The 21224-nt window shown below is 61.0% G+C and carries 20 protein-coding genes and 1 pseudogene; 9 read left to right on the top strand and 12 right to left on the bottom strand.

Annotated elements, in window-relative coordinates; genetic code table 11:
- Positions 1-55: 55 nt before the first annotated feature.
- The gene (locus BW989_RS06380) at positions 56-397 is read right to left on the bottom strand and encodes a hypothetical protein (protein ID WP_129582854.1); all 342 of its coding nucleotides are present in this window, start codon (positions 395-397) and stop codon (positions 56-58) included.
- 130 nt (positions 398-527) lie between these two features.
- Here BW989_RS06380 and BW989_RS06385 point away from each other — a divergent pair, with 130 nt between their 5' ends.
- The 3 genes from BW989_RS06385 to BW989_RS06395 all read left to right on the top strand — a co-directional run bounded on the left by BW989_RS06385 (position 528) and on the right by BW989_RS06395 (position 3792).
- Entirely contained in the window at positions 528-1757 is a 1230-nt protein-coding gene (locus BW989_RS06385) for an alkaline phosphatase family protein (protein WP_129582855.1), read from the top strand.
- 65 nt (positions 1758-1822) lie between these two features.
- A complete protein-coding gene (locus tag BW989_RS06390) occupies positions 1823-3292 on the top strand; it encodes a DNA-3-methyladenine glycosylase 2 family protein (RefSeq protein WP_076586597.1) in 1470 nt (489 codons plus the stop codon).
- A gap of 5 nt (positions 3293-3297) precedes the next feature.
- Positions 3298-3792: a methylated-DNA--[protein]-cysteine S-methyltransferase gene (locus BW989_RS06395; protein WP_076587198.1), complete on the top strand. Its 495-nt coding sequence runs from the start codon at positions 3298-3300 to the stop codon at positions 3790-3792.
- Positions 3793-3798: 6 nt separating this feature from the next.
- Here BW989_RS06395 and BW989_RS06400 read toward each other — a convergent pair whose 3' ends face one another.
- Entirely contained in the window at positions 3799-5052 is a 1254-nt protein-coding gene (locus BW989_RS06400; protein ID WP_076586599.1) for a formimidoylglutamate deiminase, read from the bottom strand.
- 20 nt (positions 5053-5072) lie between these two features.
- On the opposite strand from BW989_RS06400, the gene hutI reads away from it, so the two are divergent.
- Together hutI and BW989_RS06410 are read left to right on the top strand one after the other, a co-directional pair.
- Positions 5073-6281 carry an imidazolonepropionase gene (hutI, locus tag BW989_RS06405; protein ID WP_083688401.1) on the top strand — a complete coding sequence of 403 codons (1209 nt, stop codon included), beginning with the start codon at positions 5073-5075 and terminating at the stop codon, positions 6279-6281.
- Positions 6282-6290: 9 nt separating this feature from the next.
- Entirely contained in the window at positions 6291-7484 is a 1194-nt protein-coding gene (locus BW989_RS06410) for a dipeptidase (protein WP_076586603.1), read from the top strand.
- Between the two features lie 76 nt (positions 7485-7560).
- Here the strand turns inward: BW989_RS06410 and BW989_RS06415 are convergent, their stop codons facing one another.
- Both BW989_RS06415 and BW989_RS06420 read right to left on the bottom strand, forming a co-directional pair.
- Entirely contained in the window at positions 7561-7749 is a 189-nt protein-coding gene (locus BW989_RS06415; RefSeq protein ID WP_278245861.1) for a 30S ribosomal protein THX, read from the bottom strand.
- A gap of 55 nt (positions 7750-7804) precedes the next feature.
- Positions 7805-8221 carry a MerC domain-containing protein gene (locus BW989_RS06420; protein ID WP_076587200.1) on the bottom strand — a complete coding sequence of 139 codons (417 nt, stop codon included), beginning with the start codon at positions 8219-8221 and terminating at the stop codon, positions 7805-7807.
- 78 nt (positions 8222-8299) lie between these two features.
- Here BW989_RS06420 and BW989_RS06425 point away from each other — a divergent pair, with 78 nt between their 5' ends.
- The 3 genes and pseudogenes from BW989_RS06425 (at position 8300) to BW989_RS12905 (ending at position 12493) form a co-directional block, all read left to right on the top strand.
- On the top strand, positions 8300-10543 hold the full coding sequence (locus BW989_RS06425; protein ID WP_242651359.1) for a TonB-dependent receptor: 2244 nt from the start codon (positions 8300-8302) through the stop codon (positions 10541-10543).
- 283 nt (positions 10544-10826) lie between these two features.
- The gene (locus BW989_RS06430; RefSeq protein WP_076586607.1) at positions 10827-11264 is read left to right on the top strand and encodes a MarR family winged helix-turn-helix transcriptional regulator; all 438 of its coding nucleotides are present in this window, start codon (positions 10827-10829) and stop codon (positions 11262-11264) included.
- Positions 11261-12493: pseudogene (locus tag BW989_RS12905) on the top strand (MFS transporter). The gene BW989_RS06430 and the pseudogene BW989_RS12905 overlap by 4 nt, the downstream one beginning before the upstream one ends.
- A 4-nt stretch (positions 12494-12497) precedes the next feature.
- Here the strand turns inward: BW989_RS12905 and BW989_RS06440 are convergent.
- Together BW989_RS06440 and gltX are read right to left on the bottom strand one after the other, a co-directional pair.
- Complete coding sequence (locus tag BW989_RS06440; protein WP_076586609.1) at positions 12498-12989, bottom strand: transcriptional repressor; 492 nt, start codon at positions 12987-12989, stop codon at positions 12498-12500.
- A 31-nt stretch (positions 12990-13020) separates the two neighbouring features.
- Positions 13021-14424, bottom strand: a complete 1404-nt coding sequence (gltX, locus tag BW989_RS06445) for a glutamate--tRNA ligase (protein ID WP_076586611.1) — start codon at positions 14422-14424, stop codon at positions 13021-13023.
- Positions 14425-14498: 74 nt separating this feature from the next.
- On the opposite strand from gltX, the gene BW989_RS06450 reads away from it, so the two are divergent.
- Positions 14499-15224, top strand: coding sequence for a UDP-2,3-diacylglucosamine diphosphatase (locus BW989_RS06450; protein WP_076586613.1), 726 nt, complete (start codon positions 14499-14501; stop codon positions 15222-15224).
- Here the strand turns inward: BW989_RS06450 and BW989_RS06455 are convergent.
- Genes BW989_RS06455 through BW989_RS06480 form a run of 6 tightly spaced genes read right to left on the bottom strand, consistent with a single transcriptional unit; the run spans position 15201 to position 21123 of the window.
- Positions 15201-15692 (bottom strand): COG3650 family protein, encoded by a 492-nt coding sequence (locus tag BW989_RS06455; RefSeq protein WP_076586615.1) that lies wholly within the window; start codon positions 15690-15692, stop codon positions 15201-15203. The two genes, BW989_RS06450 and BW989_RS06455, sit on opposite strands and share 24 nt — an antisense overlap.
- Before the next feature lie 59 nt (positions 15693-15751).
- Positions 15752-16585 carry a ferritin-like domain-containing protein gene (locus BW989_RS06460; RefSeq protein WP_076586617.1) on the bottom strand — a complete coding sequence of 278 codons (834 nt, stop codon included), beginning with the start codon at positions 16583-16585 and terminating at the stop codon, positions 15752-15754.
- A gap of 13 nt (positions 16586-16598) precedes the next feature.
- Entirely contained in the window at positions 16599-18065 is a 1467-nt protein-coding gene (gene purF / locus BW989_RS06465; protein WP_076586619.1) for an amidophosphoribosyltransferase, read from the bottom strand.
- Positions 18066-18123: 58 nt separating this feature from the next.
- The gene (locus tag BW989_RS06470; RefSeq protein WP_076586621.1) at positions 18124-19149 is read right to left on the bottom strand and encodes an SPOR domain-containing protein; all 1026 of its coding nucleotides are present in this window, start codon (positions 19147-19149) and stop codon (positions 18124-18126) included.
- Between the two features lie 31 nt (positions 19150-19180).
- A complete protein-coding gene (gene folC / locus BW989_RS06475; RefSeq protein WP_076586623.1) occupies positions 19181-20476 on the bottom strand; it encodes a bifunctional tetrahydrofolate synthase/dihydrofolate synthase in 1296 nt (431 codons plus the stop codon).
- Between the two features lie 2 nt (positions 20477-20478).
- Positions 20479-21123 carry a histidine phosphatase family protein gene (locus BW989_RS06480; protein ID WP_076586625.1) on the bottom strand — a complete coding sequence of 215 codons (645 nt, stop codon included), beginning with the start codon at positions 21121-21123 and terminating at the stop codon, positions 20479-20481.
- Positions 21124-21224: the final 101 nt, after the last annotated feature.

Here is a 21224-nt window from a genome sequence, read left to right on the forward strand (position 1 = left end):
GCCAGCTTCCCCCCATTCGAGCCCGTGCGGTTTTCGTATCGCCACAAACCAATGATCAGAACACGCTCGGATCCAGCATCCGCAAGGCATCCAGCGCACTACTCGCACCCGTGCGTTCGAGATCATCCCTCGACCATGCCCGCCCGGACGCTGGTGCGCAGCCGGGCTTCTTGGGTGCCTTGGACGGGCGGGATAGCTCCCGCTGGTTGCGAGACGCCGTGACCAGCGAGCCCGTGTAACGCAGGCAGTGGTGATCACTCAGGGGCGATTCGGCCGGAAGCTCGGCAGCCTGTACTGCTTTCGGCTCCTGAATCGCCACCTTTTTATCCGGCTGCTGCGCCAGTGCGCTGCCGGCCATCAACATGCCGGCAAAGATCATCAGGTAGCAAGCTTTCATGCGCATTCTCCTGACCGGGAGTTCCAATCTACGCCGGCGATCTCACTCCGTCCAAGCGCAGGGAATGTGATTCAGCGATGATTGAAATAGACCTGTCTCGCATACCGCCTAAAATCCTTGAATGGTTTCGATGCGCTCACTTCAAATCTTGCTGGTCGCGGGGCTGACGCTGGTCCTGTGCGCCTGCGCTAGCAGGCCCGTCACTGCGTCACGAGCGCCGCTGCTCTTGATCTCGGTTGATGGCCTACGCCCTGGCGACATCACCCCCAACTCCATGCCAAACCTCTCGCAGCTGGCTACAACCGGGGTTCGCGCCGAGGGCATGCGGCCTTCTTACCCTTCGCTCACGTTCCCGAATCACTACACGCTCGTCACCGGTCTGCGTCCAGATCATCACGGCGTCACCCACAACAGCATGTGGGATGTCGAATTGGGCGAGTTCAGCGTTTCCAATCGCAACGCCGTCGGTGATGGGCGCTGGTGGGGAGGTGAACCGGTATGGATTGGTGCCGATAAGGCTGGCCTGCGTACCGCAGTGCTGTATTGGCCCGGAAGCGAAGCGGAAATTGGCGGCGTGCGCCCACATCGCTGGCAACCGTACGACGAAAGCACCAGCGATGCCTGGCGCGCCAACACAGTGGCCAAGTGGCTGACCGAAGCCACATCGACCCGCCCCGATTTCGTCGCGATGTATTTCAACCGCGTCGACAGCGCATCGCATGACCATGGCCCAAACTCCGCCCAAGCGGATACTGCACGCCGCGAAATCGATAGCGCCATCGGTCAATTAGTCGGCCAACTGCAAGCCCGCAACATGTTCGAGCGCACCAACATCGTCATCGTCTCCGATCATGGATTTGCCGATGTGTCACCCGGCCACGCCATCGCGGTGGAGGACATGATCAGCATTCAAGCTGCGCGCGCCGACTCCACCGGTCAGGTGGTGACATTCGCGCCCAATGCCGGATTTGAAGCCGAAGCCCGACGGCGTCTGTTGGGGCGACACCATCATTACCAATGCTGGAACAAAACCGAACTGCCGGCAGACTGGCACTACGGCACTCACCCCCGTGTTCCACCCATCGTGTGTCAGATGGATATGGGCTGGGACGCATTGCCACGCGATCAAGTCGCCCGTCGCATGACGGCCGGGCCGCGTGGCTCACATGGCTTCGACCCGGGCCTGCCACAGATGCGCGCCAGCTTCATTGCGCATGGCCCGGCGTTCAAGTCGGGCATGCAGTTACCTGTCTTTGACAATGTGGATGTCTATCCCTTGTTGATGAAACTGCTTCGCCTGAAACCCGCACCCAATGACGGCAGCGCGCGGACATTCGATGCCGTGTTGAGCGGGCACTGAACCAACGCAACATCCATGTCCGAAAATGGCGAGTCACAAGCCTTGGGTAGTGCTAGCCTGCGTACATGTCCTTGCTGCCCTCCATCGCCATTTGCGAGCAAGCGCGTCTGTCGCGGGATGCGCGCTTCGATGGCCGTTTTTTTACCGCGGTGAAGACGACCGGTATCTATTGCCGCCCGGTTTGCCCAGCACCGGCGCCGAAAAGCCGCAACGTCGAATATTTCCCGAACGCCGCCGGTGCGGAGGCCGCCGGTTACCGGCCTTGCCTGCGCTGCCGTCCTGAACTATCACCAGCCGATGGCCTTTGGCGTCGTAGCGATAGCGTAGTCGCGCGCGCGACCCGCTTGATCGAAGACGGCACGCTGGATGACGCGCCGATGTCTGCTCTGGCACAGCGCCTGCATGTTGGTGAACGGCATCTCCGTCGCTTGTTCGTCGATACCTTGGGCGTGACACCGCAGCAGGTACAGAGCACTCGCCGTTTGCTGTTTGCAAAGCAGCTGCTCAGCGAAACCGCGCTACCCATCACCGACATCGCGCTGGCTGCCGGTTTTCGCAGCTTGCGGCGCTTCAACGATGCATTCGTTGGTGCCTACGGCCTGCCGCCCACGCGCCTACGCAAGCATGCCGATGCATCTCAGATCGAAGCGGGCCCGATGCAATTGAAACTGGCTTATCGGCCTCCGTTCGATTTTGGCGCCAGTCTGGATTTCCTGCGTTTGCGCACGCTGCCTGGGATCGAGCGCGTCGGCATCGACCATTACGCACGCGTCATCAATGCCGATGGTGCCTGGCTTGAAGTGCGCGAATGGGGAAAGGGCGAATCTGCCTTGCGTCTGTCCTTGCACGGCGTCAATGCAATCAATTTGCCCGACATTGTCCAACGCGTTCGACGCATGTTCGATCTAGAAGCCGACCCATCCGCCATCCATGCGCAGCTGGCTGGAGACGCCTTGCTCACGCCTCTCATTGATGCACAGCCAGGCTTGCGCCTGCCCGGTGGTTGGGATGGTTTCGAAGTGGCGATGCGCGCGGTGTTGGGACAACAGGTCAGTGTCTTAGCAGCTACAACATTGGCGCGCCGTTTGGTCGCGATGCATGGTCGCCCAGTCGCCACACCTGTCGATGACGATTTGCACAGCCTGTTCCCGACGCCGGAGCAATTGGCCGATGTCGACTTGATCAGCATTGGCTTGCCGGCAAAGCGCGCGGCCACCTTGAATGTCGTGGCCAGAGCCTTGCGCGATGGGCAAGTCAGCTTTTTACCCGAGCAATCACTAGATGAATTCATCGCCAGATGGACGGCCCTGCCCGGCATCGGTGACTGGACTGCGCAGTACATCGCAATGCGCGGACTGCGTCACCCTGATGCATTCCCGGCAGGCGACCTGGTGCTGCGTAAGCAGGTGGGCGGCACCGATGCCATCACCGAGAAACAATTGCGCGAGCGTGCCGAAGCATGGCGTCCGTGGCGCAGTTATGCCGTCATCCAACTGTGGCGCGCTGCATCAACACCGGAATCGAACAGGGAGTGAAGCCCGTGACCGTCTATTACAAGCACATCGAAAGCCCGATCGGCTCATTGTTCATCGCCGCCGATGACACGGGCCTGCGCGCAATCGAGTTTCCGGAGAACCGGCATCCTGTGAAGCGCCATGGCGAATGGCGCGAAGGCGATCATCCCTTGCTGGAGAAAACCGCTCGCCAACTCGGCGAGTACTTCGCTGGTACACGCCAATCATTCGACCTGCCGCTTGCACCGTACGGCACCGACTTCCAGCTGGGTGTTTGGCAAGCACTTCGCTTGATTCCATTCGGTGAAACCTGGAGCTATGCGCAACTGGCGGCGAAGATCGGCAAGACTTCGGCGATGCGCGCCGTGGGCGCTGCAAATGGGCGCAATCCGCTGCCGATCATCGTGCCCTGCCATCGCGTGATCGGCGCAGATGGCTCGCTGACCGGTTTTGGTGGCGGCTTGCCCACCAAGGAATTTCTACTGCGACTCGAAGGTGCTTTGCCCAGCGCCTTGCTCTGATCGAGATCAGTCCGCAAGCAAACGGGTTATCGCGCTGCGGTAATCAGCCAACACCGTGTCGCGTTTCACATGTCGTCCCTCGCCGACAACTTGGCGTCCCGCGACAATGACCTCCTTCACCACGTTGCGATTACCCGCAAACAGCCAGCGATCCGCGATGTCGGATGATGTGGCACCGATTAACGCAGGCGCATCGGCATCCAGCACGATGACATCGGTCACATCAAAACCTGTCGAGGCAGCAGCGCTTCGCCACACGCCTTGCAGCAAGGTATCGCCGACACTGGGCAATGCTTCACTACTGGCGATGTTGCGTCTCTGCGCGCGCAGGCGCTGTCCGTATTCCAGCCAACGTAATTCTTCGACAGGCGATACGGAGGCATGCGAATCCGAGCCGACGCCCCAACGCCCTGCAGCATCCAGATAGTCGCGCATCGGGAAAAACCCGTCGCCCAGATTGCCTTCGGTCGTGGTGCAGATAGCCACCGTCGCACCGCTCTTGGCGATGCCTTGCACTTCACCCTCCTCCAGATGCGTCGCGTGCACCAAAGTCCAGCGCGCATCGACATCGGCATGGTCCAGCAACCAGCGCACCGGTCTTGCACCGCGCACCTGGATGCTGTCTTCGACTTCGGCCATTTGCTCGGCGATATGGATATGGATGCGGCTGTTCGACGGCAACGCGACCAGCACGTCGCGCATGGCATCTTCCGGCACCGCGCGCAGACTGTGAAGCGCGCAACCGATCTTCAGCAACTCGTTTTCGTGCCCACGCAGGCTATCCAGCAGCAACAGATAGTCATCGACCGAATGACCGAAGCGCTGCTGTCGCTCGGACAGCGCACGACCATCGAAGCCACCGGTCATGTACAGCACGGGCAGCAAGGTGAGGCGAATACCGGTGTCGCGCGCTGCATCAATCAAGGCCTGCGACATCACTGCACGGTCATCGTAGAAACCGCCATCCGGGCGGTGATGCAGATAGTGGAATTCGCAAACGCTCGTATAGCCGGCTTCCAGCATCTCCACATAAAGCTGCGCGGCGACGGCGCGCAATTGCTCGGGCGTGAACCGTGCGGCCATCGCATACATGGTCTCGCGCCAGGTCCAGAATGAATCGTTGGGATCACCCTGACGCTCGGCCATGCCGGCCATCGCGCGCTGAAAGGCATGCGAATGAAGGTTGGCGATGCCCGGAAGCTGCCATCCGCGATCAGTGTGTTGGATCCTGTGCATCCGGACATTCTCGCGCAAAGCCATAGAATGCGGGAATGAAGAGCATGGATAACAGCGGATTGATCCTGGGCCCGACGCTGGCCACACTCGAAGGCGACGCCGGCTATGGCTTGATTGCGGACGGCGCTCTGGCCTGGCGTGATGGCCTCATCGCCTACGCCGGACCGCGCAGCGGCTTGCCGAAGCATCTCACTGGCGATGGCATCGAAACGACTGGCCTCATTACCCCTGGCCTCGTCGATTGTCATACCCATGTCGTATTCGCGGGCAATCGTGCCGGCGAGTTCGAGCAGCGCCTGCAGGGCGTCAGTTACGAAGAGATCGCCCGTAGCGGCGGCGGCATCGTCTCCAGCGTCAATGCGGTGCGCTCGGCGAGCGAAGACGAGCTGCTCGCCCAGTCGCTGCCGCGCGTGCATGCCCTCGTCAGCGACGGCGTGACCACGCTGGAAATCAAATCCGGCTACGGCCTGGACCTGGCCAACGAGCGAAAAATGCTGCGGGTCGCGCGCCGCATCGGCGAGAGCTGTGGCATCACCGTGCACACCACGTATCTGGCCGCGCATGCATTGCCTCCGGAATACGCGAATCGCGCCGACGACTACATCGATCAAGTGATCGCTTGGCTTCCCGTGCTGCATGAAGAAGGTCTGGTCGATGCGGTGGATGCGTATTGCGAACGCATCGGCTTTAACCCTGCGCAGACCCGCCGCGTCTTCGAGGCTGCTCGTGCCCTGGGCCTGCCGGTGAAACTGCATGCCGACCAGCTCAGCGATCTGGATGGCGCAGCGCTTGCTGCGGAGTTCGGCGGCCTTTCCGCGGATCACATCGAATACACCAACGACCATGGTGTCCAGGCAATGCGCGATGCCGGCACGGTCGCGGTACTGTTGCCTGGCGCGTTCCATGTGCTGCGCGAGACCAAGTTGCCACCGATCGATGCCCTGCGCAAAGCTGGCGTGCCCATGGCCGTCGCCACCGACTGCAACCCGGGCACCTCACCGTTGTTGTCGCAGCGGCAAGCGATGCAACTGGCTTGCACCCACTTCCGTCTGACGCCCGAAGAAGCCGTCCGCGGTGCGACTCAACACGCAGCACGTGCCTTGGCTGTGCATGGTGATCGCGGCGTATTACGTGCTGGCATGCGCGCAGATTTCGTCCTGTGGTCGGTAGCGCAACCTGCAGCGCTTTGCTATTGGCTGGGCGGCGACCTGGCCCAATCGGTCTATGCTGGGGGCCTGCGCATCAACCGATAAGGAGCCACCATGCATCGATTCACTCTTGCCCTTGCCTGCTGCCTTGCCACCGGCGGTGCGCACGCCCAGGCCACCGATGCCTCGCGCAAACTGGCGCAGGAGGCCGTCATCGTGGATACGCATATCGATGCACCGGGTGAACTACGCGATGCATGGCGTGACCTGGTCGTCGATACCGACCGCGAATTCGATTGGCCCAAGTCGCAAGTCGGCGGCCTGGACATCGCCTTCATGTCTATCTACACCTCGCCCAAGCAAGACGCCGACAACACCGCCTATCACGCGGCTAACCAGCAGATCGATGCGGTTTTGGCTCTGGCCGCACGCGCGCCGGACAAATTCGCGTTACTAACTTCACCCCGCGATGTTGCAAGGCTTGCGCGTCCTGGTCGCGTGTTGTTGCCGCTTGGGATGGAGAACGGCGCACCGATTGGCGATGACCTCGCAAAACTTTCTTTCTTCTTCAATCGCGGCATCCGTTACATCACCCTGGCCCATAGCGCGGCCAATCGGATCTCCGATTCGTCTTACGGCGCCGAGCGCAAATGGAACGGCCTGTCACCTTTCGGTCGCGAGGTGGTCGCCGAAATGAATCGGCTCGGCATCATGGTCGATGTCTCACATCTGTCCGATATTGCCGCGCTCGAAGCCGTAAAACTGAGCCGCGTTCCAGTGGTCGCGACGCATTCGGGCATGCGCCACTTCACCCCGGGTTTCGAGCGCAACGCCAGCGACGCAGTCGCCAAAGCCATCGCTGCGAAGGGCGGCGTTGTGCAAATCACCTTCGGCACGGGCTTCGTCAACCCGAAAGCCGCAGCCGACATGCAAGCAAAATTTCGTGAGCGTGCAGCGCTGCAAACGCGCAACGCAGAAGCCAAGGCAGCGGGCCGTGATGTCGAAGACGAAGCAGCCTGGAGCGCTGCCTGGGACAACTCGCATCCGACCCCACCCACCGAGATACAAGCCGTGGTCGATCAGATCGTCTATGCCGTCAAATTATTAGGCGCGGACCATGTCGGCATCGGTTCGGATTTCGATGGCGTGGGTGGCGCATTGCCCAACGACCTGCGCACCGTGGCCGACTACCCCAACCTGATCGCCGGCCTGCAACAAGCCGGCATGTCGGATGGTGATATCCGCAAGGTACTTGGCACCAACTTGCTGCGGGTATGGACGGCCGTCGAGGACGGCGCAGAACACTGATCGATGCATCACTGGTGCCATGCAATAAAAAACCCCGCCGAATGGCGGGGTTTTCGTGTGATGCATGCAAGCCGTATCAGGCGGCCTTGGTCGCCTTCTTGGCCACGACCTTTTTGGTCGTCTTGGCAGCCTTCTTCGCCACCGGCGCGCTGGCGCTGCCGGCAGCCTTGGTCACGGCCTTCGGGCGCGCGATGCCATAGCTGCTGTTGTAACGCTTGCCCTTGGCGGTCCTGCGGTCACCCTTGCCCATCGTCTTGCTCCTGATTTCATTCGCCACGGCGCATGCCACGGCACTGGTTAAACCCGCATTTTAGCAGATATCAGGCGGATTCAGTCGCCGACAAATGGGTCAGCCGCATGTTGGTCAGGTGCGCTGCAGCCAGCAACAGGCCGCCCGCGATCATCATCCCGGCGTGCAGCCACGCCTCCCACCCTCCGTCATGCGAGTGGATGGGCCCGAATGTAGCGAACCAGAGCAGGCTCAGGGCGGGCAGCAACAAACCCCACGCCCGGTAGCCCCGATGGCGACGCCAGCCGATGGTCAAGGTCATACCCGCCAAAAGGGTGGCGAAGACGACGACGGCCTGGTCAATGTCTACCCAACCGCCAATACCCAGCCCGAAGGTCGGCAGGATGGCCAGCAACAAAGGCATCGCCGCGCAGTGGATCGCGCAGAGCATGGACGCAGCAAAGCCCATGCGGTCGGCCTGCTGCAATCGGGAGATGGGTCTGGACATGTCGTCGTCGGGCGGCTGGCGCATTGAATTGAAATAATATAACGTAAAGAAATACTCACTGCTTACTTTACTCCACGCATGATGGCTTTCGTTCACATCCCCCACCCTTCCCACCATCCTTTGGCCCGCGCACTTTGGCTGGCGCTGGCACTGCCGACGGTCACTCTGGCGCAGGAAAGCCCGCAGGATCCGCATCGACAGGACCCCCATCAGCTCGATAGCGTGGTGGTGACGGCATCCCCCCTGCACCAGACTGCGGACACGCTGGTCCGTCCGGTCGAGGTCCTTGCAGGCGAAAAACTGGACGAAGCCAAGACCAACACGCTGGGCCAGACGCTGGAACGCAGCCCGGGCATCCAAAGCTCCTCGTTTGGGCCTGGCGTTGGTCGTCCGGTGATTCGCGGCCTGAATGGCGCACGCGTGCAGGTGGTCAGCGATGGCATGGGCAGTGGCGATGTCTCGACGCTCAGCGCTGACCACGCCGTCAGCATCGAACCATTCCTCGCCGACCGGATCGAAGTGATGAAAGGCCCGGCCACTCTGCTCTATGGCAGCGGCGCGATTGGCGGCGCGGTGAATGTGGTCGATGGCCGCACGCCTGATGCGCTGCCCGAAGAACCCTTCGGCGGCCGGATGGAGCTGCGGACAGGCAGTAATGGCGATGAACGCACCGGGATGTTCCGTGTGGAAGGCAGCACGCAAACCACAGGCTCAGGGTTTGTGTTCCATGCCGATGGCTTGTTGCGAGAAAGCAATGACATCGACATCCCGGGCTTTGCAGAAAGCCAGGCACGACTCGATGCGGAAGGTGAAACGCCAGACCCCGCCACCCGTGGCAAATTGCCGAATAGTGCAGTCAGCACGGCCACGGGTGCGTTCGGTGTGACTTGGGTGGGTGAACGCGGCCATGTGGGTGTTTCCAGCAGCCTGTTCGAAACGCGATATGGCGTGCCGGGCCACGAGCACGACGACGGCGATCATGCCCATGATCACGATGATGATCACGGCGAAGACGAGGCGGAGGATGAGGGCGGCGTGCGCATCGGCCTGGATCAACGACGTCATACCTTGCATGGCGGCATGAACGATATCGGCATCTTCAAGACCTTGCGCTTCAAATACGCACAAACCGATTACACGCACACCGAATACGAGAACGGCGTGGTTGGCACCGTGTTCGACAACCGCACTGACGAAGCGCGGCTGGAGCTAGTGCATGGCGATGTCGCTGGCTGGCAAGGCGCATTTGGCCTGCAGGGCGGCAAGCGTGATTTCGATGCGAAGGGCGACGAGGCTTTCGTTCCACCCACACGCAGTCGGGATGTTGGCGTGTTCTGGATCGGACAACGAGAGATCGGGCCTGTGCAGATCGAAGTGGGCGCGCGGCACGACCAATCGAGTATCGACAGTGATGCCATCGATGTATTGCCTGATCGCCTAACCTCACGCGACTTCAAGACCAATCATTTCTCTGGCGGATTGCGTTGGAACCTTAGTGATCAGTTGCATCTAAAGCTGGGCATCGATCGTTCGCAACGCGCACCCTCGGCCGAAGAGTTGTATTCGAATGGCTTGCACGTCGCCACATCCAATATCGAAATTGGTGATGACGCGCTGTCACCGGAGACAGCGCAGCGTGCCGAGCTCGGCATCGGCTGGCGCAATGAACGCGTGCGTGTCGAGGCATCGGCATGGGTCGCACGTTACGCCGACTACATGCACCTCAGCCCGTTGCTGGAGCTCGAGGATGATGGGCATCTGCATCCGATCAGCGAAGACGGCATGCCTATCCAGGTCTGGAATCAGGGCGATGCGCGCTTCCATGGCGTCGAAATCGAAAGCGAGCTGACCTTGTTCGACACGGATCGCGGGCATCTGGATGTACGCGTGTTTGGCGACAGCGTGCGCGGAAAATTGAACGGCGGCGACCTGCAGGAACGAGCTGTGGCCGTGCTGCACGGCGACCACACCCATCACTACGAAGGCGTGCTTGCAACGGGCGGTAACCTGCCGCGCATTGCACCCAGTCGTGTGGGCGGCGAGTTGCGCTGGGAGGCCACTGATTGGCGTGCATCGCTCGGAGCGATTCGCACCCTCAAGCAATCGCGTACCGCTGTGGGCGAAACCCCGACGCCTGGCTACACCTTGGTAGATGCGCACTTCGCTTGGCACGGCGATACTGCAGCTGGCAACGGCTGGGAAGTGTTCGTCGATGGCCACAACTTGCTGGACGAAGAAGCGCGTCCGCACACCTCGTTCCTGAAGGATCTGGCCCCATTGCCAGGCCGCGGATTCATAGGCGGGGTCAGGCTGTTCTTTTGAAGATGATGCTGCAATCCCCGCCAAAGGTTTGAAAGACATTACAGACGCAGCGCTGCGCTATGTCCGAGGCGCGCCGAGATCCTGCCGCCATCGATTTCACTTTCAAAGAACCCACCCAAGCCTTTCCGCTCTTACATTTGGCTTTGTCCGTGGATCGCGGACAACGGCCATATCCTGTTGCACCGCATCACCAGCACGAACAAACCTAGCCCATTCCCATGCATCCATGTACTGATGCATCATGCATCTTTCATTTATGTGTATATACACATATTACGTCGCGATGAATCCCATCACCCCTCGATGTACTTGCTTTGCCCTGCGCCGTGCGTCTCGCCGCGCCAGCCAGATTTATGATCGGGAGCTGGCCCACGTCGATCTTAGCCTTAATGGCTACTCGATCCTGCGACGTGTACGCGAAGCCAAATCGCTCACGCAACTGGCCGATGAACTGGGCATGGATCGCACCACGGTGACGCGCAATCTGAAGCCCTTATTACACGCCGGCCTGATTTCCGAACAGCGCAGCAGGGACGATGCACGCAAAAAATGGTTTGCGATCACCGCGGCAGGCCGACGTCTATTGGTACGTGCGGAGCCTCATTGGCAACAGGCGGAAGATCGTATCGATGCGTTGTTCGGCGCTACCAAGGCACATGCATTGCGTATCGATTTGGCGGAGTTCGACCAGGCACTACGCCAAGCCGGCGATCCCGCATGAATACCAGCATTTCGCTACGCCGCGCCTGGGGTCTGGTACTGGCGGCCACACTGACCTTGATGGTGACGATGGGAATTCGGCAATCCTTGGGGTTGTTCGTACAGCCCATCCACACGGATACGGGCCTATCCATCGTCCAGATCAGTTTTGCATTGGCGATCGCGCAATTGGTCTGGGGCATTGCGCAGCCCGTTTTTGGCATGTGGGCTGACAAACGTGGCCCTGGTCGCGTGCTGGTATTTGGCGGCCTGTTGCTGGTGGTCGGGATGGCACTGGCTCCGCTTTTGACTTCTTCTTGGGGCTTGGTACTGACCCTGGGCGTACTGGGCGCAGCAGGCGCGGGTGCCGGCAGTTTCTCGGTGCTGATCGGCGCTGTCGCGCAACGCATCTCCGAGCGTGAGCGCTCGATGGCTGCGGGCGTCATCAATGCCGGCGGATCCTTCGGCCAGTTCTTGTTCGCACCATTTGCGCAGGCGGTGATTTCTGCCGCGGGCTGGGCGGCGGGCATGTGGGCGATGGCTGCCACAGCATTGGCCGCATTACCGTTGGCGTGGCCACTACGCGGACGCAAACAGGCCGCTATCACGGAGCTGTCCACACAGATTGAAGTCACCCCCGGAATGACCCTATCCCAGCAATTGCGCATCGCGTTCCGCGATCGCAGTTACTAGCTATTGCATGCAGGCTTCTTTACCTGCGGTTTTCATATCGCATTCCTGGTGACACATTTGCCGACGGAAATCGCACTCTGCGGGCTGTCCGATAAAGTATCGGCCACTGCGCTCGCGTTGATCGGCCTGTTCAATGTGGGCGGTAGCCTTGCGGTGGGTTGGTTAGGCCAACGCTACAGGATGAAGTCACTCCTGGCATTGATGTACGCAAGCCGCGCGCTGTTGATTGGCCTGTATCTGGTACTGCCGCCCACACCGATGGTGTTCTACGGCTTTGCAGCGGGGCTGGGCCTGACCTGGCTTGCCACCGTGCCGCCCACAGCCGGGATCATCGGCAAGCTGTTCGGCGCGCGCTATCTCGCCACGCTGTTCGGCTTCACCCTGCTCTCGCATCAAGTGGGCGGCTTCTTCGGTGCATGGCTCGGCGGCCTGGTATTGCAACATCTCGGTGATTATTCGTGGATGTGGTACGCGGACATCGTGCTGGCACTTGTTGCCGCTGCCGCCAATTTACCAATCCGCGAAACGCGGCCTCAAACTGCACTTGCAACCGCGTAATGCTTCAACGCGAGGCGCACTTCGCACACAGGCCATGCACCTCCAGCGTCTGCGCTTGCGGGACAAAGCCCAACTCGCGCGCGCGCGCATCGAGTGCAGCCACCACGCCTTCGTCTTCCAATTCGACGGCCGCATGGCAGCGATTGCAGATGAGGAACGGCACTGAATGCTGATCAGCATTCGGGTGGTGGCAGGCCACGAACGAATTGACCGATTCCAATTTGTGCACGAAACCATTCGCCATCAGGAAGTCGAGCGCACGGTACACGGTGGGTGGGGCTGCGGCACCAGGGCCATCACCACTGCGCACGCGATCCAGCAAGTCGTAGGCCTTGATTGGTTGACCAGCATCGGCAATCAATTGCAGGACGCGCGCACGGATCGGCGTCAGCCGCAGGCCACGCTCGCGGCAAGCACGCTCTACCGCGGCCACGAAAGCCGCTGCATCATCGACATGATGCTCCGGGTTAGTGCAGTGACTGGCATGCTGGCTCATGACTAGATGATGTGGGCGATATAGCTTCGACTCAAGCCTGCGGAATCCGCGCCAGGGCGGCATCAATGCGCTTGAGCGCCTCATCGCGCCCTGCAAGATAAACGGTGTGCGAGATATCCGGGCTGACCTGCGTACCGGTGATCGCCACGCGCATCGGTTGCGCCAACTTGCCCATGCCGATCCCCTGCGCTTCTACCGTCGCCTTCATCGCTTCGCCAATCGCATCCGGCGACCAATCCGCAAGCGCCGCCAGCTTTTCGCGTGCATCTGCCAAGGGCGCGCGCGCTGCGTCAGTCAAATGCTTGGCAACTGCAGCATCGTCATAAATCGTAAGTGGGCTGAACCAGACCGCGGACTTCTCCGCCATTTCCTTCAAGGTCTGCACGCGGTCACGCAAGGCGATGACGATATCTGCGGGGTTCGGGCCTTTCGACAAGTCGTAACCTGCCTGCTGCAGGTGCCAGACCAAGTGTTTGGCGACATCCTCTGGCGCATCGCTCTTCAGGTACTGCTGGTTGAGCCAGCCGAGCTTGGCGGAATCCAGACGCGATGCCTTCGCGTTGACATCCTTCAGATCAAACAGCGCGATCATTTCGGGGATAGAGAAAATTTCCTGATCGCCATGCGACCAGCCCAATCGCACAAGATAGTTGAGCAGTGCATGCGGAAGATAGCCGGCATCGCGATACTGCATAACATCCGCTGCGCCCGTGCGCTTGGACAGCTTGGCGCCCTGCTCGTCCAGGATCATCGGCAAATGCGCGAATAAGGGCGGCGTCTTGCCGAGCGCCTGATAGAGATTGATCTGGCGCGGCGTGTTGTTGACGTGGTCATCGCCGCGCACCACGTGGGTGATGCCCATGTCGATGTCATCGACCACCACCGCGAAGTTGTAGGTGGCGTAGCCATCGGGGCGGAAGATCACCAGATCATCCAGCTCGCCGTTCTGCCATTCGATGCGTCCCTTGACCAAATCCTCGAAGACCACGCTGCCCTCGTCCGGATTGCGGAATCGGATCACGCGGTTGGGATCATCCCGCCATTCGGCGTTCTCGCTGCGGTATTTGCCGCGATAACGCGGCTTGTCGCCGGCGGCCATCGCAGCTTCGCGCATGGCGTCGAGCTCTTCGCGGGTCTCGTAGGCGTAGTAGGCCTTGCCTTCGGCCACCAGCTGCTCGGCCACTTCCTTGTAACGATCAAGGCGGTCGGTTTGGTAGATCGGGCCTTCGTCGTAGGACAGGCCTAGCCAATCCATCGCTTCCAGGATCGCGTCGATCGCGGCCTGCGTGCTGCGCTCGCGATCGGTGTCCTCGATGCGCAGGACGAACTCGCCTCCCGCGCGACGTGATGCCAACCAGCAATACAGCGCGGTGCGGGCGCCACCGATATGAAGGTAGCCGGTTGGGCTGGGAGCGAAGCGGGTGCGGACGGTCATGTTCAGGCGGATGTCGAAAACGCGTATTTTAGTCCAGCGGGCACTGGCTGCCGTATCCACTCTAAAATAGGCAGATGACCACGCTCTTCATCGCCGACCTGCACCTTGAGGACGCGCGTCCCGACACGAACGACGAATTCCTGCGCTTTCTGGACCAGGAAGCGCGTGGTGCGGACCGATTATTCATCCTCGGCGATCTCTTTGAAGCCTGGGTGGGCGATGACGATCCGTCAGCGACGGGTGTGAAGGTGGCGGATGGTTTGGCGGATCTCGCCAAATCAGGCACCCAGATCGCCTTCATCCACGGCAATCGCGATTTTCTGCTGGGTCACGACTACGCGAAGCGTGCCTGCATGCGCTTGTTACCGGACCCTTCGCTTATCGTGCTGGAAGGGGAGCCGACCTTGATCGGCCATGGCGACCTTTACTGCACCAGTGATGTCGGCTATCAGCAATTTCGCTCGATGACGCGCAACCCGCAATGGCAGTCGCAATTCCTGTCACAACCGCTTGCTGCACGATTGGCCTTCGCGCAGCAAGCGCGCGAAGCGAGCAAGGCACGCTACGGCGAGCTGCAGGCCGCAGGCACCGCCGAAACCATCACCGATGTCACCCCGGAAGCCGTCGACTCGGCTTTTGATCGCTACGGCGTCCGTCGCATCATCCACGGACACACCCATCGCCCCGCCGTGCACGAGGAAGATGGGCGAACTCGCATAGTTGTTGGCGATTGGTATGGCGAGACGCCCCGCTATCTGCGCGCAGACGCCGAAGGATCAAGGTTGCTGGCCTTCGCCTGAGAATTTCTCCGGATCGTCGGCGCAACCACGGTATTCCTTCTGGTCGATGCTGAACTGTGCGGTATAGGCGTAAACGCGGTCCGACATACCGTCACTGCATTGATCGCGCACGATATCCAACGAGAACTTGCCGCCATCACCCACCTTGCCCGACCACTGCCAACGGCCATCGTCCGTAGCGCCAGACACCGCCTCTAGCCAACGACCGACCTGGTCATCCATCGTGGTGAAGTGCAGACGATCACCATCGATATCGATACCCCAGAATGGTTCGGTGCCAATGATTTTCAGCTTGGCTGGTGCGAGCACGGGAGACTGGTCGGCAACAGGCTCGAGCTTCGTGTCCGCTTCGACTGCAGGGTTGTTGGCCCCAGGCTCAGACGCCGGTATCGGGGCTGTTTCTGACGAGCGCGTGCAGCCAACGCTCAACAGTAACGAAATGGCGACGGGCACAAAGATGGCGCGCATCGACAAACTCCCAAGTGTGAAATGTGCTGCAGGTTAACGCGCAATGGGTAATTGAAATGTCATGCGCGTGCCGCCTCTGCTGCATCGCACAGGCTTTGCAATTCGTCTGCATCAAACCCGGCCATCAAGCGGGCTTCCATATTGAAGGGGCCGTGCAATGCGCCGCCTGCGTATTCGTGCAGCAGTTCGCGGAAGCGTGAGCGTGGCTCTAGCCCGGCGCGTTCGCAATACCAGCGATACCAACGCGAACCTGCTGCCACGTGAGCAATTTCTTCGCGCAGGATGATCTCCAGAATGGCGGCGGTCTCTTCATCACCCAAGTCTTTCAGTTTGGTGATCATGCCGGGCGTCACGTCCAGACCGCGCGCCTCCAGAACGCGGGGCACCAGCGCCATGCGGGCCAGGCCGTCGTGAGCGGTTTTTTCCGCCATCTCCCATAAACCGTTATGCGCGTTGAAGTCGCCATAGTCGTGGCCAAGCGTCTGCAGCCTTGCGCGCAACATGATGAAGTGCCGCGCTTCGTCATCGGCCACTTGCACCCAGTCAGCGTAAAACTCAGGCGGCATCTCTCGGAAGCGGTAGATGGCATCGCAGGCCAAATCGATGGCATTGAACTCGATGTGTGCGACGGCATGGATGAATGCAGCGCGTCCCGACGTGCTGCCAAAGCCGCGACGTGGCAGTTCGCGAGGATGCACGAGCTTGGGCTCGGCGGGACGGCCCGGCATGATGATGGGGCTGGGGGGTGCCTGTTCATCGAGGCTCAACTCACCCCGCGCGAAGGCAGCCGCCATCTCGCGAGCGGCAGCAGGTTTATCAGTGATGCCGCCCGCCGTGAGCACGTCACGGGCAACATCGAACAAAGACCGGGATGCAGCGTTGTTTAGGCTCATGACGCGGCGAACATCACGCGCGACGCTTGGCCTTTGCTTCGTCTGAACGCTGGGCCTTGAGAGCCTCGAAATAGCCTTCATTTACACCGGTGACGTATTCGCCAGAGAAGCAGGACGTATCGAACTTCATGCCCGGGTGCTTGGGCCCAGCGACAGCGACTTCGAGATCATCCAGGTCCTGATAGACCAGCCAATCGCAACCGATCAACTTCTCGATGTCTTCCACGCTGCGGTCATGCGCGATCAATTCGGTCGGCGTCGGCATATCGATGCCGTAGATGTTGGGGTAACGCACCGGCGGCGCAGCGGAGGCGAGGTACACCTTCTTGGCACCTGCGTCGCGTGCCATCTGCACGATCTGCTGGCTGGTGGTGCCGCGCACGATGGAATCGTCCACCAATAGCACCACACGATTCTTGAACTCCAGCGGGATCGGGTTCAATTTTCGGCGTACGGATTTCGCACGCTCGCCCTGCCCCGGCATGATGAAGGTACGGCCGACATAACGGTTCTTGATGAAGCCCTCTCGGTACTTCACGTTGAGCACGTTGGCGATCTCCAATGCGGAATCACGGCTGGTATCGGGGATCGGGATCACCACGTCGATGCCGTGATCGGGGCGCTCGCGCAGGATTTTTTCACCCAACGACACACCCATGCGCATACGCGCCTTGTGCACCGAGATATTGTCCATCATCGAATCGGGACGCGCGAAGTACACGTACTCGAATACGCAAGGCCGCGGCTCGACCTTGGCTGCGGTGATGCGATGGTAAAGCTGGCCATCCTGGGTCACCACGATGGTTTCACCCGGTTCGACATCGCGCACCCGCTCGAAACCAATCAAGTCCAACGCCACCGATTCGGACGCCAGCGCATATTCATCGCCTTGCAAGGTGCTGCGCTTCCCCAGCACCAACGGACGGATCGCGTTCGGGTCACGGAAGGCGACCAAGCCCAATCCCATCACCATGCACAACACGGCGTAGCCGCCTTGCGCCCGACGCATCACGCCTTCGACGGCACTAAACGCAGCTTCCGCGTTAAAGCCGTCTTGCTGCGCCAGCTCATGCGCGAAGACGTTCAGCAGCACTTCGGAGTCCGATTGCGTATTGACGCTACGACGGTCTTGTTCGAAGACCTCGCGACGCAGTGCATCAGTGTTGATTAGGTTGCCGTTGTGCGCCAACGCGATGCCGTACGGCGAATTCACATAAAACGGCTGAGCTTCATCGCTGCCTTCGCTGCCGGCGGTCGGATAACGACAGTGGCCGATGCCAACATTGCCCTGCAGCAGCGACATCATCCCTGCATCGAATACATCACTGACAAGCCCGTTGCCCTTCTCCACGCGGATTTGCTGACCATTGCTGGTGGCGATACCCGCCGCATCCTGTCCACGGTGCTGCAGGATGGTCAGGCCGTCGTAAAGACGGGCCGCCACTTCGGTGTGGCTGACGATGCCAACGATGCCGCACATGGTTTAGCTCCGGAGAATTAGCGGTGATATGGGTACGAAACGATGTGCAAACAATTGATCACGGATGCGGGCGCACCATGCCCGAGACACCCAGCTTCGATTGGGCCTGCGCACGCAGTTTGTCGGCATCCGCCCGGTCCGCGACCGGGCCCACGCGCACCCGGGTCCGCTTGCCATCTGGCGTGTTGACGGTTTCGGTGAACGCAGAGAGTCCAGCGGCACGGGCCTTGTCACGCAGCGCCGTCGCTGCGCCGGCGTCTGCGAACGCACCCAACTGCACGGCAAACCCGACATTCGACGCAGCCGGCTTGGGCGCAGGTTTCGGTGCAGGCTCAGCCGGTTTCTCTACCTGCTTGGGTGCCGCAGCCACCTGAGCGGGCTTGGTGTCGACAGGCTTGACCTCGATCGGCTTCTTCGGCGCCTCGACCGGGGCAGGCTTGGGCACGGGTGCCGTGGCGACTGACGTCGATGGCAGCGGTTTGGTGATAACGGTCGATGACGCGACCGGTGCAGTCGTGCTGGTGCTGGCGGACGTCGTTTTGGCGATCGGCGTCGAAGTTTCCGCACCGGCATTCAATGCCACGACATTCGCCTTCACTTTGTCACTCACCTGCTGCGCGCGCAGACGTGCAGCTTCGGCCTCTGCGCGGGTGGCGAATGGGCCGATGCGTACGCGCCAGGCACTGCGACCCGCCAGCGTGGCCGGCTCGGCATAGGCCTGCAATTGCGATTGGTTCAACGCCGCGACCATGCGGTCGGCATCAGTCGGGGTGCCGTAGTGGCCAAAGTTGACGGCGTAATCGCCAGCTGCAACTGAGGGGCTGGAAATCGAGGTATCTGGAGAGGTGGTTACCGGAGTCGGCTCGGTCATGCCGGCCACCCCGCCTGCTGGCACTTCACCCGGTGCGCCCAAGGGCAATTCGCGGGTTTCGAAGCCATCCTTGGGCGCCGCCGGCACGTCCAGCGACACATCCGCCGCGCCGCTGACAGGTGCGGGACCCTTGACCAGCATGGGCAGGAAGATGACCGCGATGGCGATCAGCACGGCAGCACCAATGAGGCGCTGTTTGAGGGCTTTGTCCATCAGTAGGCGCGCAACGCGTGGGGGACGGTGATTATAGCGCGCCGTCCGTGCCAGCCCCGCCTTCGGTGAAGTGCTTCAGCCCCTGTTCGGCCGCATGGAAGCCACCGAAGACCAGCAATCGATCGCCCCTGCCCGCAGATTCCAGCGCCGCGTCGATCGCCTGTTCAACCGTGTCAAAGTGTCCACCCACCGGTAATTTCGCAGCCAGACGATCCATCAAATCCGCGCGGGAGATGCCGCGAGCGCCTGCATCTTCACTACCTGCCAGAAACCAGGCATCGACCACATCACGCATGGCATCCACCACACCAGCGACGTCTTTATCCACCAACGCGGCATACACCGCATGCGTGCAGCCTTGAATTCGCTGTAGCCGAAGTGCTTCTGCCAACGCGCGCGCCGCCTGCGGGTTATGAGCGACGTCGATCAGGATGTCGATGCCATCACGTTCAAATCGCTGCAACCGCGCGCCGATGCTGGCTTGTTCGATGCCGCGTGCGTATAGCGCAGTATCGGCTTCGAAGCCGATACTGCGCAGCGCGGCGATAGCACATGCCGCATTGCGCAGTTGCACTGGCGCGGCGAGCGCAGGCATGGGAAGCATCAACTCGAAGCCCACTTCGCGCCAACGCCAATGCTGCGCGTCGATGGGTTCGGCGAAGAAGTCATTCGCGATGCGCCAACTCGATGCCCCGATTGCATAGGCATGGCGCAACACGCTGGAGGGCGGGTCATCGTCACCCAAGATCAGCGGCTTCCACGCGCGTGCGATGCCTGCCTTCTCGAAGCCAATTTTTTCGATGTCATCGCCCAGCCAGTCCTGATGGTCCAGATCCACCGTGGTGATAACGGCGCAATCCGAATCGACGATGTTCACCGCATCCAGCCGACCACCCAACCCCACTTCCAGCACCGCAAGATCAAGATCGGCCTGCTCGAACAACCACAATGCAGCGAGGGTGCCCGCTTCGAAATAGGTGAGCGATGTCTCGCCTCGGGCGTCCTCGACAACGTTGAAGGCATGCACCAGGTCCGCATCACTCGCATCCACACCATCGATGCGAACCCGCTCGTTGTAGCGAAGCAAATGCGGCGACGTATAGCTGGCGACTTTCATCCCGGCGGCGCGCGCGATGGATTCAATGAAGGCCACGGTCGAGCCCTTGCCATTGGTGCCGCCCACCGTGATCACCTGGCGCGCTGGCTTGCCCAGTGACATGCGCACCGCCACTTCGCGCACGCGCTCGAGCCCAAGATCGATGGTGTTGGGATGTTGCTTCTCCAGCCGGGCCAGCCAGCCTTCGAGCGTGTCGGGATTCGATGCCATCGTCACAGCGCGCGATGCACGGCTTCACCGAACAAGGCGGTGTGGTGGTTGGCATCGTTCAAGCGCACCACGTCCAGATGATCGACATCGCCCCCTTCCAGCAGGTTCAGGGTGGTGGGTGCTTGTCGGAAGCGCCAGAAATTCGACATCGGCATGCCCAGCACATGACACAGCAAGGCGCGATTCACTGCATCGTGTGCCACGACGAGCACGGTGGCGCCTGCATCCAGTCCTTCGCAAGCGCGCGCGAACGCCGGCCACGCGCGATCAAACACCTGCTGCAGCGATTCGCCGCCCGGCATCTGCACGGTCTGTGGTGCTTCACGCCACGCCTGCATGCGCTCGGCATCGCGCGCATGGATCTCGCTGGCCAGCAGGCCTTCCCATTCGCCGTGCGCGATCTCTGCCAAGCCTTCATCCAGGGTCAGCATTGAGGCACGCGATTCACCTAGTGCCAACTCGGCGGTACGACGCGCGCGTGACAATGGCGAGGCTACCGCACGGTCGATGCGAACATCCTTCAACCGCTCGCCCAGCGCGCGCGCCTGGGATTCGCCGACCGGCGACAGCGGAATGTCCGCCTGCCCTTGGTAACGGCCTTCGGCATTCCAGGGGGTTTCGCCATGACGGGCAAGCAGGATGCGCATGATGAAGTCGAGCGATGAGGGGACGGCAGATTACCACCGGGGCTGCATCAGCCAAAAAGAAAAGGCCGGGCAAGCCGGCCTTTTCCATGTATCACGATGCG

Origin of the sequence: Solilutibacter tolerans, assembly GCF_900155935.1 — a bacterium.
Classification (GTDB): Bacteria; Pseudomonadota; Gammaproteobacteria; order Xanthomonadales; family Xanthomonadaceae; genus Solilutibacter; species Solilutibacter tolerans.